Source organism: Caballeronia jiangsuensis (genome assembly GCF_046030135.1).
GTDB classification, from domain to species: domain Bacteria; phylum Pseudomonadota; class Gammaproteobacteria; order Burkholderiales; family Burkholderiaceae; genus Caballeronia; species Caballeronia jiangsuensis.
On the sequence record NZ_JAQQDB010000015.1, the window covers coordinates 1 to 21121 of the forward strand.

The 21121-nt window shown below is 61.9% G+C and carries 22 protein-coding genes and 1 tRNA gene; 13 read left to right on the forward strand and 10 right to left on the reverse strand.

Annotated elements, in window-relative coordinates; translation table 11 throughout:
- Nucleotides 1-33 precede the first annotated feature (33 nt).
- Nucleotides 34-441 carry a VOC family protein gene (locus PQR08_RS17320; protein ID WP_408161875.1) on the forward strand — a complete coding sequence of 136 codons (408 nt, stop codon included), beginning with the start codon at nucleotides 34-36 and terminating at the stop codon, nucleotides 439-441.
- A gap of 10 nt (nucleotides 442-451) precedes the next feature.
- Here PQR08_RS17320 and PQR08_RS17325 read toward each other — a convergent pair whose 3' ends face one another.
- Complete coding sequence (locus tag PQR08_RS17325) at nucleotides 452-1003, reverse strand: YaeQ family protein (RefSeq protein ID WP_238209434.1); 552 nt, start codon at nucleotides 1001-1003, stop codon at nucleotides 452-454.
- 251 nt (nucleotides 1004-1254) lie between these two features.
- Nucleotides 1255-1599, reverse strand: a complete 345-nt coding sequence (gene sap1 / locus PQR08_RS17330; protein WP_408161877.1) for a surface attachment protein Sap1 — start codon at nucleotides 1597-1599, stop codon at nucleotides 1255-1257.
- A gap of 399 nt (nucleotides 1600-1998) precedes the next feature.
- Here sap1 and PQR08_RS17335 point away from each other — a divergent pair, with 399 nt between their 5' ends.
- Both PQR08_RS17335 and PQR08_RS17340 read left to right on the forward strand, forming a co-directional pair.
- Entirely contained in the window at nucleotides 1999-2625 is a 627-nt protein-coding gene (locus PQR08_RS17335; RefSeq protein ID WP_187608184.1) for a LysE family translocator, read from the forward strand.
- Nucleotides 2622-3092: an SgcJ/EcaC family oxidoreductase gene (locus tag PQR08_RS17340; protein ID WP_238209436.1), complete on the forward strand. Its 471-nt coding sequence runs from the start codon at nucleotides 2622-2624 to the stop codon at nucleotides 3090-3092. The genes PQR08_RS17335 and PQR08_RS17340 overlap by 4 nt, the downstream gene beginning before the upstream one ends.
- A gap of 11 nt (nucleotides 3093-3103) precedes the next feature.
- Here PQR08_RS17340 and mnmE read toward each other — a convergent pair whose 3' ends face one another.
- Complete coding sequence (gene mnmE / locus PQR08_RS17345; protein WP_408161879.1) at nucleotides 3104-4492, reverse strand: tRNA uridine-5-carboxymethylaminomethyl(34) synthesis GTPase MnmE; 1389 nt, start codon at nucleotides 4490-4492, stop codon at nucleotides 3104-3106.
- A 310-nt stretch (nucleotides 4493-4802) separates the two neighbouring features.
- Between mnmE and PQR08_RS17350 the strand changes: the two genes are divergently transcribed.
- A complete protein-coding gene (locus tag PQR08_RS17350) occupies nucleotides 4803-5219 on the forward strand; it encodes a transcriptional regulator (RefSeq protein ID WP_187608187.1) in 417 nt (138 codons plus the stop codon).
- Nucleotides 5220-5287: 68 nt separating this feature from the next.
- Here PQR08_RS17350 and yidC read toward each other — a convergent pair whose 3' ends face one another.
- Genes yidC through rpmH form a run of 4 tightly spaced genes read right to left on the reverse strand, consistent with a single transcriptional unit; the run spans nucleotide 5288 to nucleotide 8026 of the window.
- The gene (gene yidC, locus PQR08_RS17355) at nucleotides 5288-6958 is read right to left on the reverse strand and encodes a membrane protein insertase YidC (protein WP_187608188.1); all 1671 of its coding nucleotides are present in this window, start codon (nucleotides 6956-6958) and stop codon (nucleotides 5288-5290) included.
- An 8-nt stretch (nucleotides 6959-6966) separates the two neighbouring features.
- Nucleotides 6967-7284 carry a membrane protein insertion efficiency factor YidD gene (gene yidD / locus PQR08_RS17360; RefSeq protein WP_187608189.1) on the reverse strand — a complete coding sequence of 106 codons (318 nt, stop codon included), beginning with the start codon at nucleotides 7282-7284 and terminating at the stop codon, nucleotides 6967-6969.
- A gap of 59 nt (nucleotides 7285-7343) precedes the next feature.
- Nucleotides 7344-7868, reverse strand: coding sequence for a ribonuclease P protein component (gene rnpA, locus PQR08_RS17365; protein ID WP_187608190.1), 525 nt, complete (start codon nucleotides 7866-7868; stop codon nucleotides 7344-7346).
- Between the two features lie 23 nt (nucleotides 7869-7891).
- Nucleotides 7892-8026: a 50S ribosomal protein L34 gene (gene rpmH, locus PQR08_RS17370; protein ID WP_004198824.1), complete on the reverse strand. Its 135-nt coding sequence runs from the start codon at nucleotides 8024-8026 to the stop codon at nucleotides 7892-7894.
- Nucleotides 8027-8430: 404 nt separating this feature from the next.
- Between rpmH and dnaA the strand changes: the two genes are divergently transcribed.
- The 4 genes from dnaA to PQR08_RS17390 all read left to right on the forward strand — a co-directional run bounded on the left by dnaA (nucleotide 8431) and on the right by PQR08_RS17390 (nucleotide 14991).
- Nucleotides 8431-10011 (forward strand): chromosomal replication initiator protein DnaA, encoded by a 1581-nt coding sequence (gene dnaA, locus PQR08_RS17375; RefSeq protein ID WP_238285710.1) that lies wholly within the window; start codon nucleotides 8431-8433, stop codon nucleotides 10009-10011.
- A 265-nt stretch (nucleotides 10012-10276) separates the two neighbouring features.
- Nucleotides 10277-11380 (forward strand): DNA polymerase III subunit beta, encoded by a 1104-nt coding sequence (gene dnaN, locus PQR08_RS17380; protein WP_035508739.1) that lies wholly within the window; start codon nucleotides 10277-10279, stop codon nucleotides 11378-11380.
- 112 nt (nucleotides 11381-11492) lie between these two features.
- A complete protein-coding gene (gene gyrB, locus PQR08_RS17385; RefSeq protein ID WP_408161886.1) occupies nucleotides 11493-13976 on the forward strand; it encodes a DNA topoisomerase (ATP-hydrolyzing) subunit B in 2484 nt (827 codons plus the stop codon).
- A gap of 91 nt (nucleotides 13977-14067) precedes the next feature.
- Nucleotides 14068-14991 carry a phosphorothioated DNA-binding restriction endonuclease gene (locus PQR08_RS17390; protein WP_408162055.1) on the forward strand — a complete coding sequence of 308 codons (924 nt, stop codon included), beginning with the start codon at nucleotides 14068-14070 and terminating at the stop codon, nucleotides 14989-14991.
- A 2-nt stretch (nucleotides 14992-14993) separates the two neighbouring features.
- Here PQR08_RS17390 and PQR08_RS17395 read toward each other — a convergent pair whose 3' ends face one another.
- Complete coding sequence (locus PQR08_RS17395; RefSeq protein ID WP_408161888.1) at nucleotides 14994-15854, reverse strand: AraC family transcriptional regulator; 861 nt, start codon at nucleotides 15852-15854, stop codon at nucleotides 14994-14996.
- A gap of 152 nt (nucleotides 15855-16006) precedes the next feature.
- Between PQR08_RS17395 and PQR08_RS17400 the strand changes: the two genes are divergently transcribed.
- A complete protein-coding gene (locus PQR08_RS17400) occupies nucleotides 16007-16201 on the forward strand; it encodes a hypothetical protein (RefSeq protein ID WP_309879368.1) in 195 nt (64 codons plus the stop codon).
- Nucleotides 16202-16205: 4 nt separating this feature from the next.
- Nucleotides 16206-17588, forward strand: coding sequence for an ATP-dependent RNA helicase DbpA (gene dbpA, locus PQR08_RS17405; protein WP_408161890.1), 1383 nt, complete (start codon nucleotides 16206-16208; stop codon nucleotides 17586-17588).
- A 6-nt stretch (nucleotides 17589-17594) separates the two neighbouring features.
- Here the strand turns inward: dbpA and PQR08_RS17410 are convergent, their stop codons facing one another.
- Nucleotides 17595-18968, reverse strand: coding sequence for an MFS transporter (locus PQR08_RS17410; RefSeq protein WP_238209451.1), 1374 nt, complete (start codon nucleotides 18966-18968; stop codon nucleotides 17595-17597).
- 195 nt (nucleotides 18969-19163) lie between these two features.
- Between PQR08_RS17410 and PQR08_RS17415 the strand changes: the two genes are divergently transcribed.
- Complete coding sequence (locus PQR08_RS17415) at nucleotides 19164-19550, forward strand: DUF488 domain-containing protein (protein WP_408161892.1); 387 nt, start codon at nucleotides 19164-19166, stop codon at nucleotides 19548-19550.
- Between the two features lie 47 nt (nucleotides 19551-19597).
- On the opposite strand, the gene PQR08_RS17420 is transcribed toward PQR08_RS17415, so the two are convergent.
- A tRNA-Lys gene (locus PQR08_RS17420) sits at nucleotides 19598-19673 on the reverse strand.
- Nucleotides 19674-19841: 168 nt separating this feature from the next.
- Between PQR08_RS17420 and PQR08_RS17425 the strand changes: the two genes are divergently transcribed.
- A complete protein-coding gene (locus PQR08_RS17425; protein WP_238285655.1) occupies nucleotides 19842-20249 on the forward strand; it encodes a PaaI family thioesterase in 408 nt (135 codons plus the stop codon).
- Nucleotides 20250-21119, forward strand: a complete 870-nt coding sequence (locus tag PQR08_RS17430) for a patatin-like phospholipase family protein (protein ID WP_408161894.1) — start codon at nucleotides 20250-20252, stop codon at nucleotides 21117-21119. It begins immediately after the preceding gene.
- Nucleotides 21120-21121 lie beyond the last annotated feature (2 nt).

Sequence of the window (21121 nt, forward strand, 5' to 3'; positions counted from 1 at the left end):
AACTGAATCTCACACCGACCGTGAGAGAGCGACATGCAAATCAACATCCGCGAAATCGATCACGTCGTGATCCGCTGCGCCGATCTCGACAACATGGTGAATTTCTATCACACGGTGTTGGGCTGTCCGGTCGAGAAAGAACAGCGCGATCTCGGCCTGGTGCAGATGCGCGCGGGCCGTTCGCTGATCGATTTGCTGGCGGTCGGCGCGAAGATCGATCGGCCCGAGAGCGGCCAGCCGGGCGCGGGCCGCAACATGGATCACCTTTGTGTGCGCGTCGAGCCATTCGATGCGGATGCGTTACGCGAGCATCTAAAAAAACACGGCGCGCGCATCGGGGAAGAGGCGCGGCGCTACGGAGCCGAAGGTTTCGGGCCGTCGCTCTATCTGTTCGATCCCGAGGGCAACATGGTCGAACTCAAAGGGCGGCCCGACGCCTGAACGCCGGCCATCAAGCCGCCCCAGCCTTGAGCACGTTCCAGCGAATCGCGACGGCATCGACGGTCTCGCTGCTCAGCGACACGTCCGCGTCCTGCACCATCAGTTGCAAACGCATCGTCCGTGCGGCCAGCTTGCCAAGCGCTTCGGCGACGCCCTCGGCGAGCGACCAAACAGTCACGTTCTGCAGTCGCTCGACCTTGCCCTTCACGCCGTTCCACCAGATGTCCGCGGTCCTGCCGGCATAGGCGATGACGATCACGCGATCTGAGCGCCCGCTCGCCTTCGAGATGCGTCGCTCGTCGGGCTGACCGACTTCGATCCAGGTCTGAATCTGGCCGGTGAGATCTTTCTGCCACAGATCGGGCTCGTCGGTATCGGAAAGGCCTTTGCAGAATTCAAGTCGCTCGTCGGCGAAGAGTCCGAACGCGGCAACACGGACCATCATGCGGTCGTCGGTCTCCGACGGATGGCGTGCAATGGTCAGGGAATGATCGCCGTAGTAGTGGCGGTCCATGTCGGCGACTTGAAGGTCAGCCTTGTAGATGGTGGATTTGAGAGCCATTCAGCGTGATGCGCCGGTTCGTTGGCCGGCGGAGAAGGAATGTCGAGGCGCGGCGGTCGATTGCGCGCGAAACCGACATTGTGCGGCGAATCGGCGGAAATGTGGAAGGCAGCGAGAGACGCGCGCTCGAAAGCGCGGGGAGAGGACCGCATCCGATTCATCCCGACGATTAATTCGCCGATAAATCGAAGCGCCGGCGCGACTCAAAAAATCGCGCCGGATTGCGGACTTGAATTAGACGCTAAAACCGCTTATTGGTCGATGAATCGATCCGCGGTCCACATGCCTTGCGTGTCGCTATTGGCGGCGTTGACGAATTCGACGTCATGGCCCACCACGCGAATCACGCGAAAATGCGAATCGACTGGAGTCGAAATGCATTCGAAGCCTTCGAAAAACTGCTGCATCTGTTGATGCTCGCCGGCTTTCGCGTGCTGATCGGCCGAATCGAACTTGTCCTTGGACAAGCAGCCATACGAATTAGGCCTGAAAGTGAATGTCTGCTGAGCCTGAATGACGCTGTCCTGGGCCTGCGCCGTGGAAACGACTGCAAACAAACCCATCATCGCGAAAAGAGTGCCGGCGCGTTTCTGCATGTATAGCCTCCCAAACGAAGCCGTTTCGAAATTAGCTATGTATTTAAAAGCGGAAGACCGCAAGACTCATGCTAGATGAGTAAGGCAAACTTGCAAGCATATGTTGTGTGCGACCGCAACAAGACAGACTGTCGCAGGCTTTTTAAGCGAATCTGACAAACAGCGGATTAATTGAAAATTATCGAAATGCCGCTTTGAGCGGAACGAAAGGTCACGTATATATGCGCGAAAGTGCGGCAATTTGCCTCGCTTGCGTTTTGGTGCACCGCATTAGGCGATATCGAGGTGCATCCAACAGTTCGCGAACGGAGGCGCCGCGGCGTCAAGCTGGCTGAACGGCCTATTGCAAGCGCTCCGCGTTCATGGATAAATCCACCCATCGAACTCAGGAGAACAAGCATGACCCTTGCTCAATGGCTGCCGTTTGCGATCGCATCGGCGATTCTCGTCGCGATTCCTGGCCCGACCGTGCTGCTCGTCGTGTCCTACGCGCTCGGCCACGGCCGCAAATATGCATTCGCGACGACCATCGGTGTCGCGCTCGGCGACCTTACCGCGATGACCGCGTCGATGCTCGGCCTCGGCGTGCTGCTGGCGGCATCCGCTGAACTGTTCATGGTGGTGAAGTGGATCGGCGCGGCGTATCTCGTCTACCTCGGCATCAAGTTGTGGAGCGCGCCGGTCGTTGATACGGACGCCGTGCAGCCCACCGGCGAACTGCGCACGAGCCGCATCATGGCGCACGCCTATGCTGTCACGACGCTGAATCCGAAGAGCATCATTTTCTTTGTCGCGTTCGTGCCGCAATTCGTCGATGCGCACACGGCGAGCGTCTCGCAGATCGCGATTCTCGAAGCGACCTTCGTCGGGCTCGCAGCGGCCAACGCGTTCGCTTACGCGCTGCTCGCGTCGGGCGCGCGCAAGGCGATTCGCAAGCCTTCCGTGCAGCGCGCGGTGAACCGCACGGGCGGCGCGCTGCTGATGGGCGCGGGTGTTTTCGCAGCGGCGTGGAAGAAGGCGACATGAGCCAGCCCGACGATTGGACCGCGAGCGCGCGGCGCGTGTACGCCGGCCTGCTCGACGACTGGAACAGGCAGGACGCCGCCGCGATGGCAGCGCGTTTCACCGAGCGCGGCAGCCTGGTCGGCTTTGACGGCAGCGCGATCGATGGGCGTGCCGCCATCGAGACGCATCTTCGGCCGATCTTCGCCCAGCATCCGACACCGCGCTTCGTCGCGAAGGTGCGTGAGGTGAGACGCATGGCGAACGGGCAGACGTTGCTGTTGCGCGGCGTCGCGGGAATGTGGCCGCGCGGCGCGACGGACCTCGAACCGAGTCTGAGCGCGATTCAGACGATGGTGCTGTCGCTCTGCGATGGCGTGTATCGGATCGAGATGTTTCAGAACACGCCGGCGGCATTTCACGGGCGGCCGGAGGAGGCCGAGAAGCTCAATGCGGAGTTGCGCGAAATCGGCAAACCCGAGGGCGCGTAACCCGTCCGCGTTTATTTGCCGATGCAGAAGCGGCTGAAGATCACGCCGAGCAGGTCGTCAGACGTGAATTCTCCCGTAATCGAGTTGAGATCGTCCTGCGCGAGCCGCAGCTCTTCCGCGAACAGGTCGAGCACCTGCGAATGCTGTTCGGCATGTTCGGCGGCGAGCGCGAGGTGATCGCGGGCCTCGCGCAAGGCGATCAAGTGACGTTCGCGCGCGAGATACACGCTTTCCGCGCCCGCCTGCCAGCCAGCGATTTTCAGCAGCACATCGCGCAGCAGCGAAATGCCGTCGCCGGTTTTCGCCGATAGGTTGACCTCTCGCGCGTGTCCTTCAGTGTCGTGGGCCGAGGGCGGCGTGCCTGCGAGATCCGTTTTGTTCATCACCCGCACGACAGGCACGCCCGCCGGAAAGCGCGCCGCGATGGCCTGGTCCTCCGGCGTCGTGCCCTCACGCGCGTCCAGCAGATGCAGCACGACATCGGCGCGCTCGATTTCCCCCCACGTGCGCTCGATGCCGATTCGCTCCACCTCGTCCTGCGTCTCGCGCAGGCCGGCCGTATCGATGATGTGCAGCGGGATGCCTTCGACCTGAATCGTCTGCGCGACCTTGTCGCGCGTGGTGCCGGCGATAGGCGTGACAATCGCGAGCTCCGCGCCCGCGAGCGCATTGAGCAGCGACGACTTGCCCACGTTCGGCTGCCCCGCGAGCACGACCGACAAGCCTTCGCGTAAAAGCGCGCCTTGACGCGCATCGGCGAGCACGGTGTCCAGCCGCGTCCGGATCCGCGTGAGTTTGCCCCGCGCATCGGCCGCTTCCAGGAAGTCGATCTCTTCCTCGGGAAAATCCAGCGTCGCTTCGACGAGCATGCGCAGCGTGATCACGTCTTCTACGAGCGCATGAATCTCGCGCGAGAACGCGCCATCCAGCGAACGGCCAGCCGAGCGCGCGGCGGCTTCCGTGCTGGCTTCGATCAGATCGGCGACAGCTTCTGCCTGCGCCAGATCGAGCTTGTCGTTGAGAAAAGCGCGCCGCGTGAATTCGCCGGGCTCTGCGAGTCGCAGGCCGAAATCGCGACCGGCTTCGATCGCTCGTTGCAGCACCAGTTGCAGCACGATCGGGCCGCCGTGGCCTTGCAGCTCCAGCACGTGCTCGCCCGTGTACGAATGCGGCGCAGGGAAATAGAGCGCAATGCCGCGATCGAGTGCCTCGCCGTTACCGTCGATGAACGGCACGTAGCTCGCGTGACGCGGCGCCAGCGCCTGACCGCACAACGCGTGCATCGCTTTTTGCGCGGCGGCTTCGGCTGCACGGCCGAACGACAGACGCACGACGCCGATTCCGCCACGCCCGGGCGCGGTGGCGATTGCGACGATCGGATCGGTGTCGTTGCTCAGCATGTCGGCGATGTATTCGGATGGTTTCGGAGTGCGGGCATTGTATCGCGGGGTGCGGAGCGGGCCGCCTCGCGCTCGCGCTGCGATGGAGAGGTGTTAGCTTTTTTGAGATAAAAAATTACACTGAAGCGAAAACGGAAACTGCGCACCGGTGGAATCGCCAAGGTACGCGATGACTCGCATTGTGTCGGAAATGCGCTGCCAAGCGGCAATCAAATCGAGTGCGTATTCAAGATAAAAATGTGCGAAGCCGCGACAAATGTAGCGCAATTGGTTGACTGGTAAGCAGCGATTGCCTCGCACAATCCAGCCCATGCCCACACCACAAGAAAAGGCCGATTTCTCCGAGCGGCTCAAATTCTCGATGACCCGTGCACCCGAAAGGATGCGCGGCGCGACTGACCTCGCATTGCATTTCAACCTGCGCTATCAAGGCGAATCGGTTTCGCCACAGACGGCGCACAAGTGGCTCACCGGCCGCTCGATTCCAACCGTCGACAAGCTGGAGACGCTCGCCGATTGGTTCAAGGTCGATCAGCACTGGCTGCATTACGGGCCGCCGCCAAGCGGCAATCCGCAAGTGACGCCGAAGCCTCTCGCGCGCGACGAGCGATATCCCGCGTCCGAGGAGACACTCGAGCTTGCGACGAAGATCGAGGCGCTGTCGCCGCATCATCGATACTTGCTCGAAGAACTCATCGATCAGTTTTATGGTTCGATGAAGCGGTAAATCCTGCCCCACAAAAGCAAAACGCCCGGCGAGCCGGGCGTTTCCACATCTGGGAGCGAAGCAGCCGCTTACGCCGGCTTCTTCCTGTTCTTGCCCATCATGCGCGTGATGTAGTACTGCTGCGCGATCGACAGCACGTTGTTCACCACGTAGTACAGCACGAGACCGGCCGGGAAGAAGAAGAACATGACCGAGAACGCGATCGGCATGAACATCATCATCTTTGCCTGAACGGGGTCCGGCGGCGTCGGGTTCAGCTTGGTCTGCACGAACATCGAGACGGCCATCAGCACCGGCAGGATGAAGTACGGGTCTTGCTGCGACAGATCGTGAATCCAGAGAATCCACGGCGCGCCGCGCATTTCCACCGATGACAGCAGCACCCAGTACAGCGAGATGAACACCGGAATCTGCACGACCACCGGCAGACAGCCGCCGAACGGATTCACCTTCTCGGTCTTGTAGAGCTCCATCAGCGCCGCGTTCATCTTCTGCGGATCGCTCTTGAAGCGCTCGCGAAGCTGCTGCATGCGCGGCGTGATTTCCTTCATGCGCGCCATCGACTTGTAGCTCGCCGCCGACAGCGGGAAGAACACGGCCTTGATGAGCAGCGTCAGGAGCACGATCGCCCAGCCCCAGTTGCCGACGTAGCTGTGAATCTTCTCGAGCAGCCAGAAGAGCGGCTTGGCGATGATCGTCACCATGCCGTAGTCCTTCACGAGCTCCAGACCCGGCGCGATGCCTTCGAGCATGCGCTCTTCTTCCGGACCGGCGAAAAGACGCGCGTCGACGTTCGCGGACTGGCCCGGCGCGATCGTCTGCGCGGGCAGCGTCATGCCGACGCGATACAGGTCCGGATCGATCTTCTGCACGTAGATATCGCGCTTCACGCCTTGCTGCGGAATCCACGCGGACGCGAAGTAGTGCTGGACCATCGCGACCCAGCCGTTATCCGACGAAGGCTCGAACGTTGCCTTGTTCTTGTCGATGTCGGAGAAGTCGATCTTCTGGAAGTGCTTCTGATCCGTGTAGACCGCCGGCCCGATGAACGTATGCGAGAAACGCGGGGTCTCGACCGGCGTGTTGTCGCGCACGAGCTCCATGTAGAGCTTCGGCGAAACCGGCGCGGTGCCGACGTTCTCGATCTTCGTGTCGACGTTGATCACGTAGCTGCCACGCGTGAACGTGTAGGTCTTGATGACCTTCACGCCACCCTTCACCGGCGATTCGAACGCGATCTTCAGCGTTTTCTGGTCGCCCGTCAGCGACGTCTGGCCGGGCACCGGCGTGAAGATGTCGTTGTGGTTCGGGAAGTCGCCGCCGAGCAGGCCCGTGCGCGCGAGGTACGTGTGGTTCGCGGTGTGATCGAAGAGCGTGATGTAGAGGTCCGGCTGCTTGCCGTCACCTTCCTTCATCAGCGCGAGCTTCGAGAGCGTGCCGCCGCGCGTGTCGATTTCACCGGAGTACACGTCCGTCGTGAACTTCACTACCTGGGCTTGCGCCGTGGCGGGGGGCGTCGTCGTGCCGGGTGCGGCCGTGCCTGCGGGCGCGTTAGGCAGCTCGGACGGCTGCGCGCCGGATGCGGCCGAGCCCGGTGCCGGGTTGCTGGCGGTCTTGGCCGGTTGCGTCGCGCTCGGGAAGAACATCGACGGGCGCCCATGGTCCCGTTGCCAGTTGTCGAACAGCAGGACAACTGACACGAAGAAGATGACCCATAGGACGGTGCGTTTGATATCCATGCGTTGTCTCAGTGTCGATCGGAAAGCGCTTGAGCGCCGTTTAGTGTTGAAAGCTTGTCTTGCCCCGAGTCCGGGCGCGATTCGGACGCGTCGTCAGAGCCGACGTGCCCGCGGGGAGGCGGCACGAGATCGACGCCGCCCGCCGAAAGGGGATGGCAGCGGCACAGCCGCTTTACGGCGAGATACGTGCCATGCGCGGCGCCATGATACTGGATTGCTTCGCGCGCGTAGTCGGAACAGGAAGGATAAAAACGGCACCGGTTGCCGAGCAGCGGGCTCACAGCAACCTTGTAGAAGCGCAACAACGCGATGAGTGCCGTTTGCATAGTCTTCGCGCCGCACGCCAGACACGCCGTGAAAGGCAAACGTCTGGCGCAACCGCGCTTCATGACCCTGACGGGCCGGGTGATTCGTCGACGGCGGGCGCCTCGGGCGGCACCGCCACGGTTTCGGCCCTGCGGCGCGCGGCTTCGCGCACGGCACGGTCGAACAATGTTTCCAGCTCGCTGCCGACGAGCGCCCGAAGCGGCGGAGAGCTCGCGCTCGGCATCGCCTTGCGGTCGATCTTCGCGTGCAGCCGTACGAGGATATCGAACCCGTTCAACTGCGCGCGCCGCAGCCGGAAAATGTCGCGCGCAAGCCGTTTGATCAGATTGCGCGTGACGGCGCGCGGCGCCTGCTTTTTGCCGATCACCAGCCCGAGCCGCGCTTCCTGCCCGGACGGCTTGCCGTACAGAACGAAGTGCGGCGAACGCCGCCAGGGGCGCAAACGAAAAACGGATGAGAACTCATCCGTTTTCAGCAGCCTTGCGGCCTTGGGGAACGTGGCCTGCGCCGGCAACTGAACGATGTCCTGTCTCAAGACTTCTGTGCGGCGCGTAAGCGGCTCGCCGTCGAGTGCAAGATCCAAACGCGAGCGTGCACTCGGCAGACTTAGATGGCCAGGCGCTTGCGGCCCTTCGCGCGGCGAGCGTTGATGACCTTGCGGCCGCCAGCGGTCTTCATGCGAACACGGAAGCCATGGGTGCGCTTGCGGCGCGTCACGGAAGGTTGGTAAGTACGTTTCATGGTGCTCTCACTTGAGTTGATTGACCGCGCGGGCTTGGCTCCAGTGTGGTCACTGCAAGCGCGATGGCCGGAGGTTCAGGAATTCTGTTTTCGCGGAACCCGCTATTTAAACCGTTTTCCTATTGACCGTCAATAGGTTAGCGCAAGCGAGCGCGTATTCCGGCAGATTTCCGGCCTGCTGGACGTGCTGATTTGACCCTGTGGATAACTCGCGCGTCACCCTCTTTTGGCGTTAGAATCTCGCCTTACTCCCAAATATCCGCCCGCTGCTTCGGCCCGCCATCCGCCCGCAAACCCTTGCGGCGTAAGCCTCCGGAGCATGCCTGCTTGGCTGTGCCGGGACTTGTCCGAACGTTCGGCAAGCACGGCCCGCAGGTGCGGAGCAACCATAACGACCGCACTCGATGAACGATTTCTGGGAACACTGTTCCGCACTGCTTGCGCGTGAACTCACGCCGCAGCAGTACGTCACGTGGATCAAGCCGCTGACCCCGGTCGACTTCGATGCCGACGCGAACACCCTGCGCATCGCCGCTCCCAACCGCTTCAAGCTCGACTGGGTGAAAAGCCAGTTTTCGGGCCGTATCGCCGATGTTGCGCGTGATTTCTTCAGCGCGCCTATCGATGTTCAATTCGTGCTCGATCCCAAAGCGACCGCGCGCAACGCGATCGGCGGTGGTCTGAGCGCAGCGCCGCGCCCGACCGCGAGCGCGCCCGCAGCGCCGCGCGCTCCGGCGCCGTCGGCGGCCGTGCCGCAGGCGCCTTCCGTCGTCGCGCACGCGAACGCCACCGCGCACATCAACGCGCTCGCAGCGGAAGCGGCACAACAGGCGCAAGCCATGCAGGAAGACCAGGCCGATCTCGATCTCCCGAGCCTCGACGCCAACGAAGCCGCCGCTGGCCGACGCACGTGGCGCCCTGGCGGCGCTCCGTCGGCGGGTGGTGAAACCGATTCCGCCTACGAGCGTTCCAAACTGAATCCGGTGCTCACGTTCGACAACTTCGTCACCGGTAAGGCGAACCAACTCGCGCGCGCGGCCGCCATTCAGGTCGCCGACAATCCGGGCATCTCGTACAACCCGCTCTTCCTGTATGGCGGCGTGGGTCTCGGCAAGACGCACCTGATTCACGCCATCGGCAATCAGCTGCTGATGGACAAGGCAGGCGCGCGAATTCGCTACATCCACGCGGAACAATATGTATCGGATGTCGTGAAGGCGTACCAGCGCAAGGCGTTCGACGACTTCAAGCGCTACTACCACTCGCTCGATCTGCTGCTCATCGACGATATTCAATTCTTCTCAGGCAAGTCGCGCACACAGGAAGAGTTCTTCTACGCGTTCGAGGCGCTCGTCGCCAACAAGGCGCAGGTCATCATCACGAGCGATACCTATCCGAAGGAAATCTCCGGCATCGACGATCGCCTGATCTCGCGTTTCGACTCCGGCTTGACGGTCGCGATCGAGCCGCCCGAGCTGGAAATGCGCGTCGCGATTCTGATGAGGAAGGCGCAGTCCGAAGGCGTGAGCCTCTCGGAAGACGTCGCGTTCTTCGTCGCGAAGCATCTGCGTTCGAACGTGCGTGAACTCGAAGGCGCGCTGCGCAAGATCCTGGCGTACTCGAAGTTCCATGGCCGCGACATCACGATCGAGCTGACCAAGGAAGCGCTCAAAGACCTGTTGACGGTGCAGAACCGGCAGATCTCGGTGGAGAATATCCAGAAGACCGTGGCCGATTTCTACAACATCAAGGTCGCCGATATGTACTCGAAAAAGCGGCCGGCCAACATTGCGCGCCCGCGCCAGATCGCGATGTATCTGGCGAAGGAGCTGACGCAGAAAAGCCTGCCCGAGATCGGCGAACTGTTTGGCGGGCGCGATCACACGACCGTGCTGCACGCGGTGCGCAAGATCGGCGCCGAGCGCGGCACCGATGCGCAGTTGAACCACGAACTGCACGTGCTCGAACAGACGCTGAAGGGCTGACGGGCCAACAAACGCTTTGCCACGAACGCACGCGTCATTTATTGCGTTCGACAGCCTGTTTTTTGGTGAAATCGCCCCCAATTTTAGGGGGCGGTTCCGTTTTGAGGCACAATATAGGTTTAGCCGTCCGTGGCCTGGGCGGCTTTCGAGCGCAGTTTTCGCGAGTGACCGGCGGGGGGCCGGCAACGCGTGTTACGAGGTTGTCCGCTGGGCAAATCTGGTGGCGAAACCGGCGGACAGGCCGTCACATCAACGAAGGAACTCTATGCAACTGGTCAAGACCGAACGAGATAATCTTCTAAGGCCGCTGCAAACCGTGAGCGGCATCGTAGAACGCCGCCATACGTTGCCGATCCTCGCGAATTTGCTGATTACCAAGAACGGCGCCGATGTGTCGTTCCTCTCGACCGACCTCGAACTCCAGATCACAACCCGCGCCGATTTCGGCGTCGGCAGCGACCAGGTTGCCACCACGGTCGCCGCGCGCAAACTGCTCGACATTCTGCGCGCGATGCCCTCGGGCGAAGTGGTGCTGGACCTCTCCGACAAGCGCCTCACCGTGCGTTCCGGCAAAAGCCGCTTCGCGCTGCAGACGCTCGCCGCCGACGAATTTCCCACCGTCAACCAGGCTACTGACTTCGGCGCGAGCCTTTCGGTTCCGCAGAAGACATTCCGCCAGTTGCTCGGCATGGTCTATTTCGCGATGGCCCAGCAGGACATTCGCTACTACCTGAACGGCATGCTGCTCGTGGTGGATGGCGACGAACTGATGGCGGTCGCGACTGACGGCCATCGTCTCGCGTTTTCGTCGATGAAGATCGAAGGCTCGTTCCCGCGCCAGGAAGTGATCATCCCGCGCAAGACGATTCTCGAGCTTCAGCGTCTGCTCGAAGACATCGACGATTCCCTGAACATCGACATCGCCGCAACGCAGGTGAAGTTCAGCTTCGGCCAGGTGGAACTCGTGTCGAAGCTCGTCGAGGGCAAGTTCCCCGACTTCCAACGCGTGATTCCGAAGTCGCACAAGAACACGTTCGAAATCGGCCGTGAAGAATTGCAGCGTTCGCTGCAGCGCGCGGCCATCCTGACTTCGGACAAATTCAAGGGCGTGCGTTGCCTCGTCGAGCCGGGCCAGCTGAAGATCATGTCGACCAACGCCGACCAGGAAGAGGCGCAGGAAGAACTGGAGATCGCATATCAGGGCGACACCGTCGATATCGGATTCAACGTCACGTATCTGCTCGATGTGCTCGCGAATCTGAAGGTCGACACGCTCAAGGTGAGCCTCGGCGATGCCAATTCCAGCGCGCTCATCACGATTCCCGAGAACGAGGAATTCAAGTACGTGGTGATGCCGATGCGCATCTGACGCACGCAATACCGAGAACACTCCAAGGGGCGGCGCGCCCCTTTGGCGTTTTTAAGGTGATTTGAAAAGTTCGAGCAGCAACCCAGGCAGTGACGCAGAACCGGAAAATTCCATGACTGAAAACACAAATTCGCAGCCCGACAACAAGCCTGACAATAGCTATGGCGCATCGTCCATTCAGATCCTCGAAGGTCTGGAGGCGGTGCGCAAGCGCCCGGGCATGTACATCGGCGATACGTCGGATGGCACCGGTTTGCATCACCTCGTTTTCGAAGTGCTGGACAACTCCATCGACGAAGCGCTCGCCGGCTATTGCGACGACATCCACGTCACCATTCACGCCGACAACTCGATTTCCGTGACCGACAACGGCCGCGGCGTGCCGACCGGCCTGAAGCGCGACGACAAGCACGATCCGAAGCGCAGCGCCGCCGAAATCGTGATGACCGAGCTGCACGCGGGCGGCAAGTTCGACCAGAACAGCTACAAGGTGTCGGGCGGCCTGCATGGCGTGGGCGTGTCGTGCGTGAACGCGCTGTCGGCATGGCTGCGCCTCACGGTGCGCCGCGACGGCAAGAAACACTTCATGGAATTCGCGCGCGGCGTCGTGCAGAACCGCGAGATCGTCGAAGAGAACGGCGTGCAGTATTCGCCGATGCCCGTCGTCGGCGATACGGAAAATCGCGGCACCGAAGTGCACTTTCTCGCCGACGCCACCATCTTCGGCAATGTCGAATTTCACTACGACATTCTCGCGAAGCGCATGCGCGAACTCTCGTTCCTCAACAACGGCGTGCGTATCCGCTTGACGGATCAGCGCACCGGCAAGGAAGACGATTTCGCGTTCGCGGGCGGCGTGAAGGGCTTCGTCGAGTACATCAACAAGGCGAAGCAGGTGCTGCATCCGACCGTGTTCCATGCGATCGGCGAGCGCGAGAACGTGACCGTCGAAGTGGCGATGCAGTGGAACGACAGCTTCAACGAAAGCGTGCTGTGCTTCACGAACAACATTCCGCAGCGCGATGGCGGCACGCACCTGACCGGCCTGCGCGCGGCGATGACGCGTGTCATCAACAAATACATCGTCGATAACGAGATCGCGAAGAAGGCCAAGGTCGAAACCACCGGCGATGATATGCGCGAGGGTCTGTCGTGCGTGCTGTCGGTGAAGGTGCCGGAGCCCAAGTTCAGTTCCCAGACGAAGGACAAGCTGGTGTCGTCGGAAGTGCGCGCGCCGGTCGAGGAAGTCGTGGCGAAGGCGCTCGAAGATTATCTGCAGGAGACGCCGAGCGACGCGAAGATCATCACGGGCAAGATCGTCGATGCGGCGCGTGCTCGCGATGCGGCGCGCAAGGCGCGTGAAATGACGCGTCGAAAGGGCGTCCTCGATGGCGTCGGCTTGCCGGGCAAGCTCGCGGATTGCCAGGAGAAGGATCCGGCGAAGTCCGAGATTTATATCGTCGAGGGCGACTCGGCGGGCGGATCGGCCAAGCAAGGGCGCGATCGCAAGTTCCAGGCCATTTTGCCGTTGCGCGGGAAGGTGCTGAACGTTGAGAAGGCGCGCTTCGACAAGCTGATTTCGTCCGAGCAGATCGTTACGCTGGTGACGGCGCTCGGCTGCGGTATCGGCAAGGATGATTACAACCTCGACAAGCTGCGCTATCACCGCATCATCATCATGACCGATGCGGACGTCGACGGCGCGCACATCCGCACGCTGCTGCTGACGTTCTTCTATCGGCAGATGCCGGAGATTGTCGAGCGCGGGTTTATCTATATCGCGCAGCCGCCGCTTTTCAAGATCAAGGCGGGCAAGGACGAGCGGTATATGAAGGACGCGCACGAGCTCAATCAGCATATGCTGAAGCTGGCGCTGCAAGGGTCCGAACTCATTCCGAACGAGGGCGCCGATCCCATTTCAGGCGATGCGCTGGGTGAGTTGGCGCGTGCGTATTTGCTCGCGCAGGCGGTCGTCGATCGTTTGAGCCGTATTTACGACGCAGCCGCGCTCGAATCGGTGATGGATGGCATCGTCATCGATCTTTCGTCGCAGGAGGCGGCCGATGCTTCGGCGAAGCGTCTGGAAGCGCGGTTGCGCGCCGATCCGTTGAAGCCTGAAGTGACCGTCGAAGCGGCTTATGATCAGGTGCGCGAGTTGCGCTCGCTGCACGTCAAGCGGCGTCATCATGGCAACGTGAAAGTCACCGTGCTCGATGAAGACCTCCAGTTGACGGCGGACTACAAGCAGCTCGTCTCGACGGCGGATACCTTCAAGGGCTTGATCGGCGAAGGCGCGTTGATCAAGCGCGGCGAACGGTCGATGGCCGTGACGGATTTCAAGACCGCGATGAAGTGGCTGATCGCCGATGCGGAACGCAATGTCAGCAAGCAGCGGTATAAGGGGCTCGGAGAGATGAACCCCGAGCAGCTCTGGGAAACGACGATGGATCCGAACGTGCGGCGTCTGTTGCGCGTGCAGATCGAAGACGCGATTGCGGCGGATGGCATCTTTACGACGCTCATGGGCGATGATGTCGAACCGCGCAGAGCGTTTATCGAGAGCAATGCGTTGCGGGCGGGGAATATCGACGTTTGAGTGTTTGTTTGACGCACTCCCGCTTCATTCAAACCCGTGTGCGCGCAGAGCCACACGGGTTTTTCTTCGTCGCCGATTATTTGTTCAAACCATGAACGCTGCCAGACTTCCTGAAATTCTCCAACGCTTTGCGGAGTTGAAAGTCTGGCAGAACAACGGCGAACGCGCACCTCATAAGCCGCTTCTCGTCTTGCTCGCGCTCGGACTATTCTCGCGGGGTATCAGAGATGTCCCTTTTCGTGACTACGAGCGCAAACTGTGCGACCTTCTAAAAGAATTCGCGCCCCAACGTCGCACGCTCTACCCCGAGATGCCGTTCGTTCGATTGAGAAACGACGACATCTGGGAAGTCACCGCAAGCGTGACGCCCGATCCGATCGCGCGACGAAATGATGTGAAAAAGACGGAACTGCGAGAGCTGAACGCAACGGGACATTTCTCGCGTGAGGTACAGCAACTTCTGCAGCACGACCCGAAAGCGATCGACGCAATCGCTCGTTTGCTGCTCGCCCGGCATTTTCCGGAGAGCATTCACAGCGACGTTCTCGATGCAGTCGGTCTTACGCTCGACGACGAGGCAACGCTCGCGCTCGTCGACGACAAGTCCGTTACGCGCCGGCGCCGCGATCCCGAGTTTCGCGGCCAGGTCCTCACAGCCTATCAATATCGATGTGCGTTATGCGATCTCGATTTGCGCATTGGCAATGTGACGATCGGCCTCGAGGCAGCGCACATCAAATGGCATCAGGCGAGTGGGCCGGATGTCGTCGAGAATGGCATTGCGTTGTGTTGTCTCCATCACAAGCTCTTCGATATCGGCGCGTTCACTTTGGGCGATGATCGTCGCGTCCTGGTGTCGGAAAAGGCGCACGGAAGCGAGCGCTTCGATGAGATCTTGCTCAGACATCACGGCGGACAACTGAACGCGCCCGTGCGAAAGGAACACCACCCCGCGAAGCCATTCGTCGATTGGCATCGCGAACAGGTGTTCAAAGGCTGCGCGCGGCCGCTCTGACCTCACGCCGCCGCCTTCAAAGGCATCCAGATCTCCGTCACCAACTCACTCGCCACCGTCTCCCGCGGATCATTCACATAAACCTCGAACACCGGCGCCTCGCCCGTTTCCCGTCCCGACTTCGGCAACCATTCCCCATAAAGCCACTGATACGCGAAGCAAAGCTGCGCATACGGCCCGACGTGCGTCAGCACCGCGAACTCCCCACCCGCGACCTCGACGCGCGACACCGGCGCTTCGAACTTCACGGCATCCGCATCGAACAATTCACAACAGGCCATCGAACGCAAATCGTCTTCGGCGACGGCGGAAGGGTCATCGAAATAAATGCCGAGCGAACGCGCGCGAGGATCGATCAACTCGCGCGTCGCGAGCCAATGGAACAGCATTTCGAACGCCCGCCCGATGTTCATATACGACCCGCGATGCTCCATCGCGGCGACGGTAAAACCATTCTGGGTACGAATATCGACTTGATGCATCGCCGTATCTCCTGATCGAACTTCATCGAAAGGGACAAACATGGAAGCGCCGCCTTCGTTGCGAAACTGCCCCGGCGCCATCCGGTAACTCGCCTGAAACGCCCGTGAAAACGCCTGCACGCTGCTATATCCGGCGCGCTCGGCAATGGAGTCGATGGGCACCGCGCCATGCACAAGCTCATTGGCCGCCCGATGCAACCGCAACCGCCGCACGGTTGCCGCCGCCGTCTCGCCATAAAACGCGTGATAGATGCGATGCCACTGATAAGGCGACAAACAAGCGACCTCCGCGAGCCGATTGAGGTCCAGTTCATCATCGAGATGATCGTGAATATGCGCGACCACGCGCGCGAGCCGCGCCTCATAGAGCCTGCTGCTCATCATTCGCTCCGGAAAGAAAACTCGATGAAAGAAAAGTAGCACGACCCGCTTTAGCATTTCTTGCGGACTTGCGTGGACCGCGTCGGCACGAGACACGCGTACACTTTCGCCTTTGAGCGCACGATCGCGCCACGAACCAGAGAATTACGAACATGTTTACCTGTCGAAACCAGTCCTGCGGCGCAGAGTGGGCGCTATCGGACGTCGTCATCAAGAACGAGGGCCAGGGCCTGCTGTTCCGCTGCCCGATGTGCGGCGCGCGCAACTACGTCTCGCGCACCGACGCCGACGACGGCACCGCCACGTACGAGCAGATCACCGACATCCCGCCGCGCGGAACACGCTGAAATCATGACGACCGAAACCTCCTTCAGCAGTCTGCCGCTCTCGCCGGCGATGCAGTCGAACCTGCAGCAACTCGGCTATCTGTCGATGACGCCGATCCAGGCCGCGAGCCTGCCGCCGGCGCTCGCGGGCCACGATCTCATCGCGCAGGCGAAAACGGGCAGCGGCAAGACGGCGGCCTTTACGCTGCCGCTGCTTTCCAAGCTCGACGCGAGCCAGTTCGATGTGCAGGCGCTCGTTCTCTGCCCGACACGCGAACTCGCCGATCAGGTCACGCAGGAAATCCGCCGCCTCGCGCGCGCGGAAGAGAACGTGAAAGTGCTGACGCTGTGCGGCGGCACGCCGATGCGCCCGCAGATCGCGAGCCTGGAACACGGCGCGCATATCGTCGTGGGTACGCCGGGCCGCATCATGGATCATCTCGACCGTGCGACGCTCACGCTCGACGCCGTGCGCACGCTCGTCCTCGACGAAGCCGACCGCATGCTCGACATGGGCTTCTTCGACGATATCGCGTCAGTCGCGCGCAAGTGTCCGAAGGATCGCCAGACCTTGCTGTTCTCGGCGACGTATCCCGAAGGCATCGCGAAACTGAGCCAGCAATTCCTGCGCAATCCGCGTGAGATCAAGCTCACCGAACAGCACAGCAACGCGAAGATCAAGCAGCGCTTCTATCAGGTCGAGGATCACGAGCGGCTGCACGCGGTTGGCCTGCTGCTCGATCACTATCGCCCGGTGAGCACGCTCGCGTTCTGCAACACGAAGCAGCAATGCCGCGATCTGCTCGACGTGCTGCTCGCGCAAGGCTTCGAAGCGCTGACGCTGCACGGCGAGCTGGAGCAACGCGAGCGCGATCAGGTGCTCGTGCAGTTCGCGAATCGCAGTTGCTCGGTGCTCGTCGCAACCGATGTCGCCGCGCGCGGTCTCGACATCGCGCAACTGGAAGCGGTGATCAACGTCGACGTGACGCCGGACCCGGAAGTGCACGTGCATCGCATCGGCCGCACGGGACGCGGGGAAGAGGAAGGCTGGGCGCTGTCGCTCGCGAGCATGGACGAGATGGGCCGCGTCGGTTCGATCGAACAGGCGCAGCGCGCGGAGGTGGAATGGCATCCGCTCGACGAACTGACATCGGCGGAACCGGGTCATCTGAAGCCGCCGATGGCGACGCTGCAAATCCTCGGCGGCCGCAAGGACAAGATCCGCCCCGGCGACGTGCTCGGCGCGCTCACCGGCGAAGCGGGTTTCGACGGCAAGCAGATCGGCAAGATCAACGTGATGGACATGGTCACCTACGTGGCCGTCGAGCGAAAGGTCGCGGACGACGCCGTGCGCAAGCTGGGCGCGGGAAAGCTCAAGGGCCGCAAGGTGAAAGTGCGGCGGATGTGAGCGCGCTCAGGTCTCGCGCGACGGCCCTCCGACGATTCGTTCCGACGACGGACCGCGCGTCACGAGGCGCAGACCGCTCGCGACACTGCCCGCGCCCGCGAACGCCGCACCCAGCGACAGCGCGAGCGCGGGGCCATGCTTTCCGGCGATGCTGAAGCACAGCGCGACGAGCGCCGCGCCCGTCGCCTGCCCGATCAGCCGCGATGTCGCGATCGTGCCGCTCGCGCCGCCGCTGCGTTCGCGCGGCGCGCTCGACATGAACGCCTTCAGATTCGGCGATTGAAAAAAGCCGAAGCCCGCGCCGCAGATCGCCATGCGGATGCAGATCTCCAGCGCATGCGGCTGCGCGGGCAGCATCGCGAGCGACACCATCCCGACGCATAGAATCGCCAGCCCGACGCCGCCCAGCAAGCCGGGCGCGTGGCGATCGGAAAGGCGTCCCGCGATCGGCGCCATCAATGCGACGAGCGCGGACCACGGCGTCATCAAAAATCCCGTCTCGACCTGGCTGCGTCCCAGCACGCTTTCGAAGAAAAACGGCAGCGACACGAACGCGAGCCCTTGCGCGGCGAACGAGCAGATGGCGGTCATCGTCGAGAGCGCGAACATCGGACGGCGAAAGAGATCGACGGGCAGCATCGGCGCGGGATGACCGCGTTCGCGTCGCAGCAGAAGAACGCCGGCGACGAGCGCGACGCCGAACGCCGTCAGCACGGTATGAGCCGGTGCGCGCTGGGCCGCTTCGCCGAGCGCGAAAATCAGCGACGCGAACGTGACGACATTGAGCAGGGCCGCGACGCGATCGAAGCCATGCTCGGCGCGCTTGGTCTGCGGCAGCGATGGCCACGCGATCATCAGCGCGAACACGCCGACGGGCAGGTTGACCGCGAAGAGCCACGGCCACGTGCCGAGCGAGAGCACGATCGACGCGACCGTCGGTCCGACTGCGAACGCGATGCCCACGACGAGCGCATTCAGCCCGACGCCGCGCCCCAGCCGATGCGGTGGAAAAATAGCGCTGATGAGCGCCGCGTTCACGCTCATGATCGCGCTCGCGCCGAGGCCTTGCAGCAAGCGCGCGGCGACGAGCGTCGGCAGCGACCACGCGAAGGCGCACACCGCCGACGCGACGAGAAACACGATGAGTCCGCCGAGATACACGCGCCGATGGCCGAGGATGCCGCCGAGCGCCGCGAGGGGAAGCAGCGTCGCGACCATCGCGAGCTGATAGGCGTTGATGATCCAGACCGACGCGGCGGGCGTCGTATGCAGATCGGCGGCAATGGCGGGCAATGCGGTATTGGCGATCGCGGTGTCGAGCGTCGCGAGCGCCACCGAGAGCAGGATCGCGGCCATGCCACGGCGCTCGAGCGGAGTCATCGGGGCGTCGGGATCGTGCGGGAGATTTTGGAGGCGTTCTTCGGTGGGCACGGCGGCAATTCCGGATGTAAGCGAACGGAGAATAATCCGAAACGATACGGGAAGATGGCGGGTTTTGCTCTGCGGATGCCCGGGAGCTTTCAAAGCGATGTCAGCGGTTATGCTTGGCGGACGAGTATCGAAGGAGACAGGGGAATGAGCATTCGAATCGTCAGATTGGGGACACCGCGCGCTGAGGATGAAGGGTTGCGTATCGGCACGGTGCGTCGGCCGCCGCGCGGGGTGCCGAAGGCCGAATTCGCGAAGCGCGATTTTTACGACGTGTGGTATCCGGTGCTTTCGCCGACGCAGGAACTGGTGACGGAAGCGCTGCACGCTGAAGACGACAAGGCGTGGCGCGGTTTCGTGAAGAAGTTCAAGGCGCAGATGGCCGAGCCGGATGCCAGCAAGACGCTCGATCTGCTCGCGGCGTTATCGCATCGGACGAATATGTCGGTGGGGTGTTATTGCGAGGAGGAGGCGAGATGTCATCGCTCGGTGTTGCGCGAGTTGTTGACGGCGCGTGGGGCGGATGTGATTTGACGCGGAAATGAAAAAGGGCTGCGCGTTGCGCAGCCCTTTGGATCTGGTGGTGGGGCGTGAGTGACTCGAACACTCGACCTACGGATTAAGAGTCCGCTGCTCTACCAACTGAGCTAACGCCCCAACAGAAGCGAAATTATAGCGGGTGCTTTTGCAGAAGCGCAAGCCCTCGTGCAAAAAAATTCGTATATTTCCGACGAACCCACCTGCCACGGGCGTCCGCACGCAACTTACGGCCGGTATCATGACGCATCCTCCAAGGCCGTGAACCCTGCAAAAGCAAAAGGAACCATGGACGAAACCGCTATCAGCGCCTTGCTCGACAGCATCCTGGCTCCGTGGGTCAAGGAGTTGAAACTCGTGCCCGAATCGATCGCCGAGAACGCCGTCACGCTGCGTCTGCCGTATTCGGACCGTTTGCGTCACGCGGGCGGCGTCATCTGCGGACAGGTTTTGATGGCCGCCGCCGACACCGCGATGGTCGTCGTCGTCTCGCACGTCATGGGCGGTCTCTGGCCGATGACAACCGTATCGCTCAACACCACGTTCATGCGGCCCGTGAAAGCAGGCGACGTGCTGATCACCGCCCGCATCCAGCGTCGCGGACGCAACCTCGTCTTCGGTGAAATCGACATGCACGACGACAAGGGCGAACTCGCCGCTCACGCGACAACCACCTACGCGCTCATCAACAAATAAATGTTCGACCAAGTCGTATTCGCCGGCGGCGGAAACCGCTGTTGGTGGCAAGCAGGATTCTGGGACATCATCCGGCCGGAATTGAATCTCGAGCCGCGCATCATCGCGGGTATTTCGGCGGGCGCGGCCACCGCCTGCATGCTCTACACGAACGATTCGCGCTGGGTCATGGACTACTACGCCCACGCGCTGCGCGACAACACGCGCAACGCCTATTGGGGCAACCTGCTGCGTGGACAGTCCGTTTTTCCGCATTACCGCATCTATCGGCAGGCGCTGCTCGACATCTTCGCGGACCGTTTCCACGAGCTCGCGCACGGGCCGGAAATCCGCATCGGCGTATCGCATCTGCCGCGCTGGCTCGGCGCGCGCAGCGCGGTCGCGGCGGGGCTGATCGCGTACAACATCGAGAAATACGTCCGCAAGACGCTGCATCCGACGCTCGGTCAGACGCTCGGTTTTCATCCCGAATTCGTGAAAGCGCAGGAATGCTCGACCGTCGAAGACCTCGCCGACCTCATCCTGCAATCGTCGAGCACGCCGCCGTTCACGCCGATCTTGCGACGCAACGGCCGTCCCGTTCTCGATGGCGGCATGGTCGACAACGTCCCGGTCGCCGCGCTCGATGTGTCACCGGGTCTCGTGCTCGTGATGGTCACGCGCCTATATCCGCGCGAGCGCACGTTCGTCGTGCCGCACGGCGAGCAGAAGCGCGTCTACATCCAGCCATCGCGCAAGGTGCCGATTTCGAGCTGGGACTATACGAGCCCGTCCCAGATGCAGCATGCTTATGATCTGGGCCGCGCGGACGGCGAGGATTTTCTCGAGCGCCTTCCGCGTCTCCTTGAAACCGCTTCGCATTCAGCTTGAGG

Coding starts and splice junctions, on each gene's coding strand:
- PQR08_RS17340 (WP_238209436.1), top strand. CDS start 2,622: ATGAGCCAGCCCGACGATTGGACCGCGAGCGCGCGGCGCGTGTACGCC.
- PQR08_RS17390 (WP_408162055.1), top strand. CDS start 14,068: ATGAACGCTGCCAGACTTCCTGAAATTCTCCAACGCTTTGCGGAGTTG.
- dnaN (WP_035508739.1), top strand. CDS start 10,277: ATGCAACTGGTCAAGACCGAACGAGATAATCTTCTAAGGCCGCTGCAA.
- mnmE (WP_408161879.1), bottom strand. CDS start 4,492: ATGCTGAGCAACGACACCGATCCGATCGTCGCAATCGCCACCGCGCCC.
- PQR08_RS17320 (WP_408161875.1), top strand. CDS start 34: ATGCAAATCAACATCCGCGAAATCGATCACGTCGTGATCCGCTGCGCC.
- yidC (WP_187608188.1), bottom strand. CDS start 6,958: ATGGATATCAAACGCACCGTCCTATGGGTCATCTTCTTCGTGTCAGTT.
- PQR08_RS17350 (WP_187608187.1), top strand. CDS start 4,803: ATGCCCACACCACAAGAAAAGGCCGATTTCTCCGAGCGGCTCAAATTC.
- PQR08_RS17400 (WP_309879368.1), top strand. CDS start 16,007: ATGTTTACCTGTCGAAACCAGTCCTGCGGCGCAGAGTGGGCGCTATCG.
- PQR08_RS17410 (WP_238209451.1), bottom strand. CDS start 18,968: ATGACTCCGCTCGAGCGCCGTGGCATGGCCGCGATCCTGCTCTCGGTG.
- sap1 (WP_408161877.1), bottom strand. CDS start 1,599: ATGCAGAAACGCGCCGGCACTCTTTTCGCGATGATGGGTTTGTTTGCA.
- PQR08_RS17415 (WP_408161892.1), top strand. CDS start 19,164: ATGAGCATTCGAATCGTCAGATTGGGGACACCGCGCGCTGAGGATGAA.
- PQR08_RS17395 (WP_408161888.1), bottom strand. CDS start 15,854: ATGAGCAGCAGGCTCTATGAGGCGCGGCTCGCGCGCGTGGTCGCGCAT.
- gyrB (WP_408161886.1), top strand. CDS start 11,493: ATGACTGAAAACACAAATTCGCAGCCCGACAACAAGCCTGACAATAGC.
- yidD (WP_187608189.1), bottom strand. CDS start 7,284: ATGCAAACGGCACTCATCGCGTTGTTGCGCTTCTACAAGGTTGCTGTG.
- dnaA (WP_238285710.1), top strand. CDS start 8,431: ATGAACGATTTCTGGGAACACTGTTCCGCACTGCTTGCGCGTGAACTC.
- PQR08_RS17430 (WP_408161894.1), top strand. CDS start 20,250: ATGTTCGACCAAGTCGTATTCGCCGGCGGCGGAAACCGCTGTTGGTGG.
- PQR08_RS17425 (WP_238285655.1), top strand. CDS start 19,842: ATGGACGAAACCGCTATCAGCGCCTTGCTCGACAGCATCCTGGCTCCG.
- dbpA (WP_408161890.1), top strand. CDS start 16,206: ATGACGACCGAAACCTCCTTCAGCAGTCTGCCGCTCTCGCCGGCGATG.
- PQR08_RS17335 (WP_187608184.1), top strand. CDS start 1,999: ATGACCCTTGCTCAATGGCTGCCGTTTGCGATCGCATCGGCGATTCTC.
- rpmH (WP_004198824.1), bottom strand. CDS start 8,026: ATGAAACGTACTTACCAACCTTCCGTGACGCGCCGCAAGCGCACCCAT.
- PQR08_RS17325 (WP_238209434.1), bottom strand. CDS start 1,003: ATGGCTCTCAAATCCACCATCTACAAGGCTGACCTTCAAGTCGCCGAC.